The 13498-nt window shown below is 52.3% G+C and carries 8 protein-coding genes, 2 rRNA genes and 1 pseudogene; 5 read left to right on the top strand and 6 right to left on the bottom strand.

The genetic code is table 11. The features are described 5' to 3' along the window. Positions 1-325 precede the first annotated feature (325 nt). Together aalo17_RS00270 and tgt are read left to right on the top strand one after the other, a co-directional pair. On the top strand, positions 326-955 hold the full coding sequence (locus aalo17_RS00270; RefSeq protein WP_067554017.1) for a queuosine precursor transporter: 630 nt from the start codon (positions 326-328) through the stop codon (positions 953-955). Next, complete coding sequence (tgt, locus tag aalo17_RS00265) at positions 952-2229, top strand: tRNA guanosine(34) transglycosylase Tgt (RefSeq protein ID WP_082743143.1); 1278 nt, start codon at positions 952-954, stop codon at positions 2227-2229. Before aalo17_RS00270 ends, tgt begins: the two co-directional genes overlap by 4 nt. A 196-nt stretch (positions 2230-2425) precedes the next feature. On the opposite strand, the gene aalo17_RS00260 is transcribed toward tgt, so the two are convergent. After that, on the bottom strand, positions 2426-3196 hold the full coding sequence (locus aalo17_RS00260) for a glucosamine-6-phosphate deaminase (RefSeq protein ID WP_067554014.1): 771 nt from the start codon (positions 3194-3196) through the stop codon (positions 2426-2428). Positions 3197-3269: 73 nt separating this feature from the next. After that, positions 3270-3977 (bottom strand): DeoR/GlpR family DNA-binding transcription regulator, encoded by a 708-nt coding sequence (locus tag aalo17_RS00255; RefSeq protein WP_067554011.1) that lies wholly within the window; start codon positions 3975-3977, stop codon positions 3270-3272. Positions 3978-3994: 17 nt separating this feature from the next. On the opposite strand from aalo17_RS00255, the pseudogene aalo17_RS00250 reads away from it, so the two are divergent. After that, a pseudogene (locus aalo17_RS00250) lies at positions 3995-4726 on the top strand (histidine phosphatase family protein). Positions 4727-5014: 288 nt separating this feature from the next. Here aalo17_RS00250 and aalo17_RS00245 read toward each other — a convergent pair. Both aalo17_RS00245 and aalo17_RS00240 read right to left on the bottom strand, forming a co-directional pair. Beyond that, a 23S ribosomal RNA gene (locus aalo17_RS00245) occupies positions 5015-7899 on the bottom strand. Between the two features lie 231 nt (positions 7900-8130). Then, positions 8131-9666 (bottom strand): 16S ribosomal RNA (locus aalo17_RS00240). The 16S and 23S rRNA genes sit together here, the layout of an rRNA operon. Positions 9667-10256: 590 nt before the next feature. Here aalo17_RS00240 and aalo17_RS00235 point away from each other — a divergent pair. Beyond that, a complete protein-coding gene (locus aalo17_RS00235; RefSeq protein ID WP_067554008.1) occupies positions 10257-11369 on the top strand; it encodes a DUF4317 family protein in 1113 nt (370 codons plus the stop codon). A 199-nt stretch (positions 11370-11568) separates the two neighbouring features. Here the strand turns inward: aalo17_RS00235 and aalo17_RS00230 are convergent, their stop codons facing one another. Continuing rightward, positions 11569-12186 (bottom strand): CDP-alcohol phosphatidyltransferase family protein, encoded by a 618-nt coding sequence (locus aalo17_RS00230; protein WP_158507645.1) that lies wholly within the window; start codon positions 12184-12186, stop codon positions 11569-11571. A 243-nt stretch (positions 12187-12429) separates the two neighbouring features. Between aalo17_RS00230 and msrB the strand changes: the two genes are divergently transcribed. Beyond that, a complete protein-coding gene (gene msrB / locus aalo17_RS00225; RefSeq protein WP_067554001.1) occupies positions 12430-12873 on the top strand; it encodes a peptide-methionine (R)-S-oxide reductase MsrB in 444 nt (147 codons plus the stop codon). Between the two features lie 75 nt (positions 12874-12948). Here the strand turns inward: msrB and aalo17_RS00220 are convergent, their stop codons facing one another. After that, on the bottom strand, positions 12949-13455 hold the full coding sequence (locus tag aalo17_RS00220; protein WP_067553998.1) for a nitroreductase family protein: 507 nt from the start codon (positions 13453-13455) through the stop codon (positions 12949-12951). Positions 13456-13498: the final 43 nt, after the last annotated feature.

The raw sequence follows: 13498 nt of genomic DNA, 5'->3' as shown, positions 1-13498 counted from the left end.
CTTATATCTTAACTCATCCGCAAGAGTCTGTCAACACATTATTTGAACTTTTTATTCTTTTCTGTGTTGCAGCTTTTTGATTTATCCAAATCGCTTGCGGCTCACTTATAATACCACACCCTCACAGAAGTGCAACCCCTTTTCTGCACTTTTTTGCATTTTATTTCCAGTTATCGCCAATTAGTGCAAATGCCCCTCTCGCGAATCCCGATTGCCTCTCCTTTTCTGCCCCTCCCGGCCATCATCGGCACGCCACTTGTCTTTCTTCTGCCTCCCGTTTCGTCACCTGGTTCAACAATTGTCTTTCCAACGTTATAATGAAGGTATGTCGGAAAAAAGAATCAGGCTGCTGATATACTTCTCGGCACTTTCAGCCGGTGCCCTTCTTATATCGAATCTTTCCGCCATCAAACTGTGGAACCTGGGGGGGATTGCAGTAGATGGGGGAATCGTTCTGTTTCCTCTTACCTATATCCTCTCGGATCTTACGGTGGAACTCTTTGGCAAATCACTCTCACGAACCGTGATCTATGCCGGATTTCTCATCAACCTCATTGCTGTGTTTGTCTTCTACGCCGTCATAGCCCTTCCTGCTTATCCTGGCTGGAATATGCAGGAAGCCTATGCAGCAGTCCTCGGTTTTTCTCCCCGAATTATTTTCGGGTCTCTTGCCGGGTACCTGAGTTCCAATCTCCTCAACAACTGGCTGTTCATCCGAATGAAAAACTCCGATTCGGCATTTTCCCGCAGCTTCATCGCCAGGGCCCTGGGCTCTTCTGCACTGGCCCATATCGTGGATTCAGGTGTCTTTGAAACCGTGGCATTTCTCGGGGTTCTTCCCTTCAGGGAATTCCTTATGCAGGCAGTCTTCGCCTACATCCTGGGAATGGGGCTGGAACTTCTTCTGTCTCCCCTGGAAGCTGCCATTGAAAAGAAACTGAGCAGGTCCCTATGACAACACCTGAAGTGTCAGAGTTACCGGAAATCAAAGAATCAGAACCGGTTTTGGAAACATCAGACAACAGTTTTTCCTTTGAAATCGAAAAGCGGCTGAATGGACTGGGACGTGCAGGCATCATTCATACACCTCATGGTGACATTCACACACCGGCATTCATGTGCGTTGGGACGAGAGGAGAAGTTCCGTTTGTGTCCATGGAGGATCTTCATGAGATCGGTGCCCAGGCTATGCTGTCCAATGGATACCACCTTCGAAATGCTTCGGAAGACATTGCAGCACAGGGGGGGCTGGCGCAGTGGTCCGGATGGAGCGGGCCGACACTGACGGACTCCGGCGGATTCCAGGTCATGTCCCTGGGATCGGGGATGGGAAAAGTCGTGGCTATGGAAAATCAGGAAAACCTCACAAACACACCTCACCGTGAACGCCTTGCGCATGTAACAGAAGACGGCATCCGCTTCTGGGATCCGGTCATTGAGCGGGAGGACTTCATCGGCCCGCGGGAATCCATGGAAATCCAGTGCCGGATCGGTGCTGACATTCATATGGCGTTTGATGAACTCACTTCCCTGGCAGATGATTATGACTATAACAAAGAGGCACTGGCGAGAACTGAGCGCTGGGCTCAGACAAGTCTGGAAGTGCACCGGCAGCACCGTGATGATCTCGGATACCGCCAGTCACTCTATGGAGTGCTTCAGGGGGGACGATGGGAAGACCTCCGGCGGGCCACAGCCAGAAAACTTGGCGCCATGGACTTTGACGGCTATGGCCTTGGTGGTGCTTTTCTGAAAGATGATCTGGGAGAAATACTCCGCTGGTGCAGCGAAGAACTTCCGGAAGACAAACCACGCCATCTTCTTGGACTGTCCCATCCTGATGACATCCTGGTGGGTATTTCCATGGGTGCTGACACCTTTGACTGCGTTGCTCCCACAAGAGAAGCCCGTCACGGCCGGGTCTATTCCCTGGATGGACCGGTCAATCTCGGTCCCTGGAAAGACTCAGACAGACTGATTGACGATGAATGCGACTGTGCAACCTGCCGGGCGGGCTGGACACGGGGACAGCTGCGTGAACTTTGGAAATCCAGACAAGACAAGGAAAAGCTGTATCAGTACTTCCATCTGGCTTCGGTTCATAACCTGCGGTTTATCCTTCGGCTGATGGAACAGGCACGGGTGGCGATTCTGGATGGAACCTTTGAGGAATTCAAGGAAAGCTTCCTGCAGCGATACTATGGAAAAACCGGAAGCAGCGGGACATGAGGCAGCTGGAAAACACCGGCGCACGACAGCAAAGTGAGAGACAAAAAGGACAGTCCCGGGACTGCTGATCACGCAGTAGTCCTGAAAGACTGTCCTTTTTTCCTGTCCTTATGGCCGCACTCCGGACTTCATGGTCAGAATTCAGACTACGTATCCCGCCGGTTCTGTCTCCAGGAGTCACACCAATTGGCAGATATCAGAGCTCTTCCCCTGCCAGGGCTTTCTTCCTGATGTCATCAGGAATCAGTGCAGCTGCCTCTTCATCCACGATAAATTCCACATTGGGATGCATGCGAAGCCAGGAAACGGGGAACTGCGGATCCAGTTCTTCGCGGCTGAAAAATCTCTGCAGCAGCGGTGCCTTGCGGGATCCAGAGCAGACAACGAAGTAGTTTTTCGTTTTCATATGCTCTGCCATCCCTGTCGTGATTGCATATTCAGGGACTGCTTCAGGATCATTTCCAAAAGCCGGTGCATTCTGAAGGCGTGTGGCCTCATCCAGTTTCACTTTGTGTGTTTCCGGATACTGTACCGCACCTGGTTCGTTGAAGGCAATGTGACCGTCATCACCGATTCCCGTAATGGCGATATCCAGTCCTTTGTGGGCGATTTCCTTCGCATACTGCCTCAGTTCAGTGTCCAGATCCACCGCCATAGCATCCGGATAGCGAACGTTGTCCAGGTTGATGTTTACATGATCCAGAAAATGGTGATGCATAAAGTGAATGAAGCTTTGAGGATCCTCAGGACCCAGCCCGACGTATTCATCCATGTCGAATGTCTGCAGGGAGGAAAAATCCGCCTTGCCTTCTTTATACGCCTTGACGAGTTCCTTATACATGCCAACGGGGGAGTTCCCGGCGGGAAGACAGAAAACCAGATCCGGTTTCTTTTCCAGCAGTGTCAATACACGTTCAGCCATGATTCTGCTGACGTCATCATAGTTTTTGCAGATGGTTAGTCTCATAGTGTTTCCTCTTTCTCTGACAACAGCGTACTCCTGCTGGATCAGAAAAAGCAACTATTATTAGCGATTTCGCTTATTTTGATGATATTCCTTTCTCTGTAATCGTCACGGCAGGGCAGAAAATCTCAAAAGGTGCCACCCTCCCTTCCTTGGATGGTTCCACAAGACATATCACTTTGTCACTCTGGCTGGCAAAGGAGCGTTTTCGCAGTGATTCCTCCTGGTCGGTTCCTGTTGCCTGTCCACAGCAGAAACCATCCGGAGAAAGAAAATACAGATCTGCATAAAACTCCCCGGGGACCGGACCCTGAAACCGATTATGATCACGGTCGAGGATCCCTCCGGCGGACATCAGCGTGATTTTCGGACTCCGGCTGAGAATCTGAATTGCAGTGAGGTTCGGTGTCCAGACAGTGCAGGGAATCTCTTCTTCCAGTATCCGCTGCGCAAGACGGGCACAGGTCGTGCCTGCATCCAGAATCAGTTTCATATGTGGTTGAATGAGTCTGACAGCCTGATCTGCGATTTGTGTTTTCTCCTGTTCATTGAGATGCAGCCGGCTGACATACACTGTGTTCCGGGGTGTGCCTTCTGTGGAGACAGCACCCCCTCTGACTCTTCGCAGGCAGCCCCGTTCCTCCAGCAGGGTGAGATCCTTTCGAATCGTGGCCACACTGGCATGGAGTGTTTCACAGAACTCGCGAATTGTAACGACTTCCTGTTTCTGCAGAAGATCGCGGATTGCTGCCTGTCGCTGTCGCGCTTTTTTATCTGTATTCATAAAACAAGTATAAAGGAATGCTGACCGGAAAAAAGGAGGGACCGGTATATGACCCAATACAGTCTTCCGCAACAGGTGTCAGGGCATCTGGCACTGCAGGAGTTTTATATGATAAGGTTAAAAAAGCACCACCCTGCGTTACAGGTAGAAAGGAAAGACACATGAAAAAGAAACTGGTTTTGATGCGTCATGGCCAGACGGTTTTCAACCAGCGGAAACGGATCCAGGGATGGGTGGATTCGCCACTCACACCTCTGGGCATTGAGCAGGCAAAGTTTTCGGCCGCTTATATCAATGGACTCGATTTTACGATCGACCACGCTTTTTCTTCCACTTCCGAAAGAGCCTGCGACACATTGGAGCTGGTCACCAACTTGCCGTATGAGCGGAAGAAAGGTCTCAAGGAATGGAATTTTGGAATTCTGGATGGTGAGCCTGAGTATCTGAATCCGCCTTTGGTTCAGTACGATTCTTTTTTCAAGGCCAATGGATGAGAAAGCCGTGAGAATCTGATTTCCCGGATGAACGCAACTCTGACGGGAATCATGATGCAGGAATCAGTGCAGAATGCTCTTGTTGTTTCTCATGGAGGAGCCATCCGGAATTTTCAGCGATTCTGGCATCCTGAGGACAAGGATCTGATCCCTGACAGGCTGTATAACTGTGCCGTACTGCTTTTCGATTTCGATACAGATACGAACAGATTCACGCTGACAGATGTCTTCAACCCCAATTATCAGGGTTCATAAAGATTATCAGCCAATGTAAAGGGCAGCAAACCGCAGCCCGGTATACCTACTGAAGAAAGCCCCTGGCTGCCCGGAGATTTTCCGGAAGTCAGGGCTTTTTGCCGGAAGTCAGTCCGGACTTTGCAGGTATCTGTAATTATCATTCCGAATACAAAAAAACCGGCTCCCTGAGAAACCGGCTGTATCTTAACACTTTCTGTGGAATCCTGTCTTTTGGTCACTCTCTGAAAACCATACACGATATGTCTTTCGTTTCCTGTCTTTCCGCAAAGCTGCGGGCTTCTTCTTTAGATCAAGTCCTCGACCGATTAGTGCCAGTCAACTCCATGCATCTCTGCACTTCCATCCCTGGTCTATCCACCTCGTAGTCTTCAAGGGGTCTTACTTCTCTTTTAGAATGGGAGATCTCGTCTTGGGTCCGGCTTCGTGCTTAGATGCTTTCAGCTCTTATCCGTTCCCTGCTTGGCTACCCAGCTCTACCATTGGCATGATAACTGGTGCACCAGCGGCAGGTCCATCCCGGTCCTCTCGTACTGAGGACAGCTTCCCTCAGATCTCCGACGCCCACAACAGATAGGGACCGAACTGTCTCACGACGTTCTGAACCCAGCTCGCGTACCGCTTTAATGGGCGGACAGCCCAACCCTTGGAACCGAATCCAGCTCCAGGATGCGATGAGCCGACATCGAGGTGCCAAACCTCGCCGTCGATGTGAACTCTTGGGCGAGATCAGCCTGTTATCCCCAGGGTAGCTTTTATCCGTTGAGCGACGGCCCTTCCATTCGGCACCGCCGGATCACTAATCCCGACTTTCGTCCCTGCTCCAGTTGTCTCTGTCGCAGTCAGGCACGCTTCTGCATTTGCACTCTTCAGTTGGTTCCCATCCAACCTGAGCGTACCTTTGGGCGCCTCCGTTACTCTTTGGGAGGCGACCGCCCCAGTCAAACTGCCCGCCTGGCACTCTCCCCTGTCCCTCTCGGCACACGGGTTAGGGCCCCATACATCCAGGAGTGGTATCCCACCGGCGACTCCACCAATACTTGCGTACTCGCTTCCAAGTCTCCCACCTATCCTGTACATGGCTGTCCAGGACCCAATACCAGGCTGCAGTAAAGCTCCATGGGGTCTTTCCGTCTAGTTGCGGGTAACCTGCATTTTCACAGGTACTAAGATTTCACCGAGTCTGCTGCCGAGACAGCGCCCAAATCGTTACACCTTTCGTGCGGGTCAGAACTTACCTGACAAGGAATTTCGCTACCTTAGGACCGTTATAGTTACGGCCGCCGTTCACTGGGGCTTCGGGTCACTGCTTCACCTCGCGGTTGACAGCTTGCCTTAACCTTCCAGCACCGGGCAGGTGTCACCCCCTATACTTCGCCTTGCGGCTTCGCAGGGAGCTGTGTTTTAGTTAAACAGTCGCTTGGGCCTTTTCACTGCGGCTCTTTCGAGCGCCCCTTCTTGCGAACGTACGGGGCCATTTTGCCGAGTTCCTTGGCAACAGTTCTCTCGCTCACCTTCGCATCCTCTGCGCGCCCACCTGTGTCGGTTTTGGTACGGGCCGTATATGCATTTCCACTAGAAGCTTTTCCTGGAAGCTGACTCGATGCGCTTCGCTACTCGCTTTCCGCTTTCGCTTACCCGTCACGCTCTGGTTTCCGTATCCGGATTTGCCTGGATACCACCTGCTTCGCTTGGCCCTCAATCCAGTAAGAGGGTCGCATCTGCCTTCTCCGTCACTCCTTCGCTCCATATACGGGTGCAGGAATCTCCGCCTGCTTTCCATCCGCTGCGCCTTTCGGCCTCACGTTAGGTCCCGACTTACCCAGGGCGGACGAACCTTCCCCTGGAATCCTTGGGCTTTCGGTGTGCAGGATTCTCACCTGCATCTCGCTACTCACACCGGCATTCTCTCTTCCATGCTGTCCATATGCCGTCTCCGTCATACTTCTTCCTGCATGCAACGCTCCCCTACCACATATACTTCCATATACATCCGCAGCTTCGGTACCTGGCTTAAGCCCCGGTACATTTTCGGCGCAGGGCCACTCGACTAGTGAGCTGTTACGCACTCTTTCAAGGATGGCTGCTTCTGAGCCAACCTCCTAGCTGTCCGTGCGTCCCCACATCCTTTTCCACTTAGCCAGTATTTTGGGACCTTTGCTGGCGGTCTGGGCTCTTTCCCTCTCGACCATGGACCTTATCACCCACAGTCTCACTGCCGGATTCCTCCCAGTCGGCATTCGCAGTTTGATCGCATTCAGTACCCCGGGATGGGGCCATCATGCGTTCAGTGCTCTACCTCCGTCTGTCATCCTCCGACGCTAGCCCTAAAGCTATTTCGGGGAGAACCAGCTATCTCCGGGTTCGATTGGAATTTCTCCCCTAGCCACAGGTCATCCGCTAACTTTTCAACGGTAGTCGGTTCGGTCCTCCACAGAATTTCACTTCTGCTTCAACCTGCCCATGGCTAGATCACCCGGTTTCGGGTCTGCTCCATACTACTCTTCCCGCCCTCTTAAGACTCGCTTTCGCTTCGGCTCCGTCCTTTCCGACTTAACCTCGCACCATGGAACAACTCGCCGGTTCATTCTACAAAAGGCACGCCATCACCCTTTGACGGGCTCTGACTTCTTTTAGGCACACGGTTTCAGGTTCTCTTTCACTCCGCTCCCGCGGTTCTTTTCACCTTTCCCTCACGGTACTCGTTCTCTATCGCTCACACTGTATATTTTGCCTTGGCGGATGGTCCCGCCTGCTTCCGACAAGATTTCTCGTGTCCCGCCGTACTCAGGATCCCGTCTCATGCTTCCAACACTTCGCTTACGAGGCTTTCACTCTCTCTGGCTGTACTTCCCTGTACATTCTGCTGTGTCTTTCCCACTCTTTTGACGGTCCTACTACCCCGGATCTCTCCGGTTTGGGCTTTCTCCCCTTTCGCTCGCCGCTACTCGGGGAATCACTGTTGTTTTCTTTTCCTCCGGGTACTTAGATGTTTCAGTTCCCCGGGTACCTCTCCCTTTCGGGATGACAGCCTTCCGGCTGCCGGGTTCCCCCATTCGGACACCGACGGGTCTTTGCCTCCTTACGGCTCACCGTCGCATTTCGCTGTTTGGCACGTCCTTCTTCAGTACAGTGTGGCCAGGCATCCTCCCTGCGCCCTTCCTTGCTTGATCTGATTCTCTCAAACGTTTTCGTGCTTTCTTCGAGATATTTTCTCAGAACTGTTTCTTCACTGTTCTTTTCTTTCTCTCAGTTTCTTCTGTTTTCTCCACAACTTTACTTCAGACCTTCTGTTGTCTTTCATATCGTTGTACGGTTTTCAAAGATCGACCTGGAAGACACTCTTCCAAAACCGGACAGGAACCACTCTGTTCTTTTCCTTTTCCCCTGTACTTTCTCCTTAGAAAGGAGGTGATCCATCCCCACGTTCCCGTAGGGATACCTTGTTACGACTTAACCCCAGTCATCGATCCTGCCTTCGACGGCTCACTCCTCTTATGAGGTCATGCCACCGGCTTCGGGCATTACCGACTCCCATGGTTTGACGGGCGGTGTGTACAAGGCCCGGGAACGTATTCACCGCGGCATGCTGATCCGCGATTACTAGCGATTCCAACTTCATGGAGGCGGGTTGCAGCCTCCAATCCGAACTGGGACGGCTTTTATGAGATTCGCTCGACATCCCTGTCTCGCTGCTCTTTGTAGCCGCCATTGTAGTACGTGTGTAGCCCAGGCCATAAGGGGCATGATGATTTGACGTCATCCCCGCCTTCCTCCGGTTTGTCACCGGCAGTCTGGCATGAGTCCTCAGCTTTTCCTGTTAGCAACATGCCACAAGGGTTGCGCTCGTTGCGGGACTTGACCCAACATCTCACGACACGAGCTGACGACAACCATGCACCACCTGTGTGGATGTTGACCTCCGATGCATCTCTGCATCTTCGCATCCCATGTCAAGGCCTGGTAAGGTTCTTCGCGTTGCTTCGAATTAAACCACATACTCCACCGCTTGTGCGGGCCCCCGTCAATTCCTTTGAGTTTCACACTTGCGTGCATACTCCCCAGGCGGAGGACTCACTGCGTTAACTTCAGCACTGAGGTTTCACCCCCAACACTTGGTCCTCATCGTTTACGGCGTGGACTACTAGGGTATCTAATCCTATTTGCTCCCCACGCTTTCGTGCCTCAGCGTCAGCAACAGGCCAGGCGGCCGCCTTCGCCACTGGTGTTCTTCCATATATCTACGCATTTTACCGCTACACATGGAGTTCCACCGCCCTCTCCTGCTCTCCAGTCCTCCAGTTTCCAAAGCCATGCATGAGTTGAGCTCATGCGTTTCACTCCAGACTTGCAGGACCGCCTGCGCACCCTTTACGCCCAATCATTCCGGATAACGCTCGCCACCTACGTATTACCGCGGCTGCTGGCACGTAGTTAGCCGTGACTTTCTGGCGGGGCACCATCAGTCAGCACCCATTTCCTGATGCTGCCTTTTTTCCCCCGCAACAGAGCTTTACGACCCGAAGGCCTTCTTCACTCACGCGGCATCGCTCGTTCAGGCTTGCGCCCATTGACGAAAATTCCCTACTGCTGCCTCCCGCAGGAGTCTGGGCCGTGTCTCAGTCCCAATGTGGCCGTCCGCCCTCTCAGGCCGGCTATGCATCATCGTCTTGGTGGGCCTTTACCCCGCCAACCAACTAATGCACCGCAGGTCCATCCGCGCCCCATCCCCTAAAGGATGTTTCACAGAAAGAAGATGCCTCCTTCCTGTACATCGGGATTTGTTCTCCGTTTCCAGAGCGTATTCCCGGTGCGCGGGCAGGTTCCCTACGTGTTACTCACCCGTTCGCCACTAGAGACCCGAAGGTCTCTCGTTCGACTTGCATGTATTAGGCATGCCGCCAGCGTTCATCCTGAGCCAGGATCAAACTCTCCATTTGATCTGTACTCAGACGCTTTGCGTCTTGTGTTCATGATTGTTTTTCAGGTTCAAAGAATCGACGTTGTATCGTCTTGTATTTACTTCGTTTTTCCTGTCCAGTTTTCAAAGAGCGTCAGCACCCATGACAGATGCTTCCATCGCCTGCGGCTTCTGATGAAGTCACAAGCTTTTCAAAGATACTGAATGAGCGGTCTGGCTGTCAAGCCCGCCTGTGCCCCTCAGCACTCTTATATCTTAACTCATCCGCAAGAGTCTGTCAACACATTATTTGAACTTTTTATTCTTTTCTGTGTTGCAGCTTTTTGATTTATCCAAATCGCTTGCGGCTCACTTATAATACCACACCCTCACAGAAGTGCAACCCCTTTTCTGCACTTTTTTGCATTTCATTTTTTTGATAGTATCGTTTTGTACAAGTAAGGCCACCTGTCGATTCCACGTCCCTCTCCATCTGCTGCAGTCCGTCATTCCTGCTCAATCCATTTATGCTCCGGATTCCTCAATCATCCCCATCTGCATATCTTCTCCCTTATTCAGGAATCCTCTTTCCTGTGTTCACCATCGGCCGGGAATGATACACTTACTGACATGAATGCAAAAGAAATCGCCCAGCTGCGGCGCCAGTTCAAAAAAGACAACAGCGATTTTTTCATTGCCAATATCGCTGCTGCCTATGTCTCCAATGAAAATTCGTCTCCGGTCATCAAATGCTTTGACATCACAGACTATGAAGACCTGAGCGAATCCGAACGGACCATTTACCTGGCAATACTCAAAAAGGCCCTTTCCGGCAAACTCGGTCGTCAGCTGACAGAGTACAGCTTTGAATCCGGTTCTGACTGTCAGCAGAAACTGTACGACCTGAATCAGTCCCGTCTGAAGGACCCGGACCTGGTCAAAGAATTCGTAAATGAATTCACCAGAAACACTTCCTACCTCAATGGATACTTCCTGATTCTTGCTGCCTGTGCATGGCAGGTCAAGGACCAGAACAAGCTGGAAGACAGCGGTTCCTCCTACCGTTTTCTGCTGTGCTCCATCAACGAAGTGACCCTGACAGACATCGGCTTGTACTTCAATGAAGAAACAGGCACGATGGAGAAAAAAGAGGACGTGGATATGCATGTCATATCCTCAGGACTGGATGGCTTTCTGTACCCCTGCTATACAGATGGCGGCGCAGATGTAAACCATATCCTGTATTATACAAAGACCCCCAAACGGCCGAATGAGATGTTCATCGAATACATCATCGGCACCATGTCGGATCTTCCGTATGACAAGGAAAATGACTGTTTCCGCAAAATGCTGACTGATGTCGCCGGTCGGGAACTGAATTTTGATACCGTCAGCCATGTGTACGGTTCTCTGCGGGACATGGTCGCAGAAGCGGAAGAAGACGGAGTCCCATTGGCGCTGGATAAAACAAAAATGCGGGCTCTTCTTGAAGACGCCGGTCTGAACGAGGATACCCTGCAGCACTATTCCGCCGTGTATGACAAAACCGTGGGTGACAATGAGCTGAAGGCGGTGAATCTGATGGATTCCGAGAAACTGTCTGTCAGGATGAAAGACATCAGCGTCACAGTCCGGGGGGATGCGGCATGGAAAGTGAAAACACAGCTGGTGGATGGCAAACGGTATCTCATGATTCAGATCGACGATGGTCTGGAAGTAAACGGAATGGACGTCAATCAGTAAAGCCGTTTTCCTCCCTTTTCCCCCCCGTCCTTTTCATGCCTGCTGTCTTCCATCAGCATTCGAGCAGGAAACAGCAAAATTCAGAAACAACAGCAGCCGCAGTTCTGCCTGAGATTTCCTGCACGGAAACCCGGACAGAGCTGCGGCTGCCTTTTCATGATTCTCACACCGTTCCCGTTCCTGCCGATCCCGCCCTGTGTCAGGCTTCAGTTCCCTGCTGTCCGTCTGCGGCTGATGAACTGCATTTTGGGTACCCGCATTTTGTCTGAAACAGTGACCTGCGTCCCGGGTCATAGGCAGAACTTGCCCCGAACATCAGCAGTTCTTCCAGAGATGCAGCGGTTGCGGCAAGCAGTGCCAGTCCGCATCCCCAGTCTCCATAGCCGGGGATGATGGTGAACGGCACGAGGAATACGAGGATCGAACTGAGTTTGTCCAGCCAGGTATGGGTAGCGGCAAACTTCCGGAATTTGACTGCAATCAGAATGTAAACCATCAGCCGCAGGATCACCGCTGCAGCCAGCCATACCCAAATCCAGCGGGAGAGCAGACTCACCATGGCGGGAAGTATTTTCAGAAACGTGACTGAGTACAGGATCAGATCCGCCACGCTGTCCAGGAGTCTGCCAAAATCCGATGTCTGTTTTGTGAGTCTGGCCACCATGCCATCCAGTCCGTCGCTCAGTCCGCAGATCAGATACACACCATAGAACAGCGGTGAAAAAGGGAGGATCCAGATCAGGGCAACTGCCCCGGCAATCCGGATGCTGGTGATCAGATTGGGCCACGTAACAATTTTTTCCCACTGCAGCTTCACCTGCACTCCTCCTTTCCCTGCTCCTTCGGCAGTCAGCGCCATAGCACGCCAAAAAGAACCCTCTGAAGCCCCGCAATCCGATGACTGTCATTGTCTGTGCATACACGGGAACCCGGACGACAACAGCGGTTCAATACTGGAACATTCGTTCCGACACATATAAACCAGTCTACCACACGGCCCCCGCATTCCGGCAAGGGGCCGAAAGCTGTGATTTCCTTACCTTTTCGTTATCATTGGCTTATGAATGATACAGAAAAACAGAATGCGATTCAGGCGCTGACACCGCTGCAGAGAGCTGTCACGCAGGAAGGCGCTACAGAGCGTCCTTTCACAGGTCAATACGATGACTTCTTCGAGCCTGGGATCTATGTGGATCCCGTGGACGGCGTGCCCTTGTTTTCCTCCGCGGATAAATACAACTCCGGATGCGGCTGGCCCGCCTTCAGCAAACCGGTCTCTTCATCGGCTCTTCGAACAAAAACAGACTTGTCCCACGGTATGGTGCGCACGGAGGTCCGCAGTTCCTCTGCCGATTCTCATCTGGGGCATGTGTTCCCGGATGGACCCGCTGCATCGGGAGGACTGCGCTACTGCATCAATTCCGCTGCACTGCGTTTCATACCCGAATCGCAGATGGAGAAAGAAGGCTATGGAAACTGGCTTCCCCTGGTTCACCGGCAGTGACTGCAGTCCCTGCATACCGGGCGGAACTCTGTCTCTCAGGTCAGTCTGAATGACGCCAGGCGACGTCCGGCTTTGTCATTTCTGCCGGCCGATCCAGTGAATTCTGTCCGGATCGAATTTGTCTTTGTCTGCCGGAACCGCAGCGGGGTGACCCACAGGGATCAGCGCAAACGGAGTCAGTCCTTCCGGCAGCTGCAGGACCTTGCGCACGGCTTCCATGCGGTCCTGTTCGGGATAAATGCCCAGAAACACGGTGCCCAGGCCCAGATCATCGGCTTCCAGCATCAGGTTCTCGCAGACGATTCCCATGTTCACCGGGATGTATTCCGGCGCGTACCCTGCCCCGTCTTCAAAACAGGGAACAATCACTGCAGGTGCAGCTGCGGCGCAGCGGGCATAGGGCGATGTCTGTGCAAGCGCCTGCCGGATTTCAGGATCCAGGACCACATAAAACTGATACTGCCGGTCGTCACAGGCTGTCGGCGCAGCCATGGCGGCTTTCAGGATCTGTTCAATCTGCCCGTTGTCCGGCACTTCGGGGGTAAACTGACGGATGGACCGTCGATGAAAAATGCTGTTCATGATTCTCACCTTTTCTTTCCTGCGGCTACATTATACCGTTGGC

It is taken from the genome of Faecalibaculum rodentium (assembly GCF_001564455.1).
Classification (GTDB): Bacteria; Bacillota_I; Bacilli_A; order Erysipelotrichales; family Erysipelotrichaceae; genus Faecalibaculum; species Faecalibaculum rodentium.
The sequence above is the reverse complement of the archived record's forward strand: the minus strand, read 5'-3'. Positions and strand labels throughout refer to the sequence as shown.

What these genes read in the sequence shown, in the direction of transcription:
- aalo17_RS00235 (WP_067554008.1), top strand. Translation starts at nt 10,257, where the DNA reads ATGAATGCAAAAGAAATCGCCCAGCTGCGGCGCCAGTTCAAAAAAGAC.
- aalo17_RS00270 (WP_067554017.1), top strand. Translation starts at nt 326, where the DNA reads ATGTCGGAAAAAAGAATCAGGCTGCTGATATACTTCTCGGCACTTTCA.
- aalo17_RS00255 (WP_067554011.1), bottom strand. Translation starts at nt 3,977, where the DNA reads ATGAATACAGATAAAAAAGCGCGACAGCGACAGGCAGCAATCCGCGAT.
- aalo17_RS00220 (WP_067553998.1), bottom strand. Translation starts at nt 13,455, where the DNA reads ATGAACAGCATTTTTCATCGACGGTCCATCCGTCAGTTTACCCCCGAA.
- tgt (WP_082743143.1), top strand. Translation starts at nt 952, where the DNA reads ATGACAACACCTGAAGTGTCAGAGTTACCGGAAATCAAAGAATCAGAA.
- aalo17_RS00260 (WP_067554014.1), bottom strand. Translation starts at nt 3,196, where the DNA reads ATGAGACTAACCATCTGCAAAAACTATGATGACGTCAGCAGAATCATG.
- msrB (WP_067554001.1), top strand. Translation starts at nt 12,430, where the DNA reads ATGAATGATACAGAAAAACAGAATGCGATTCAGGCGCTGACACCGCTG.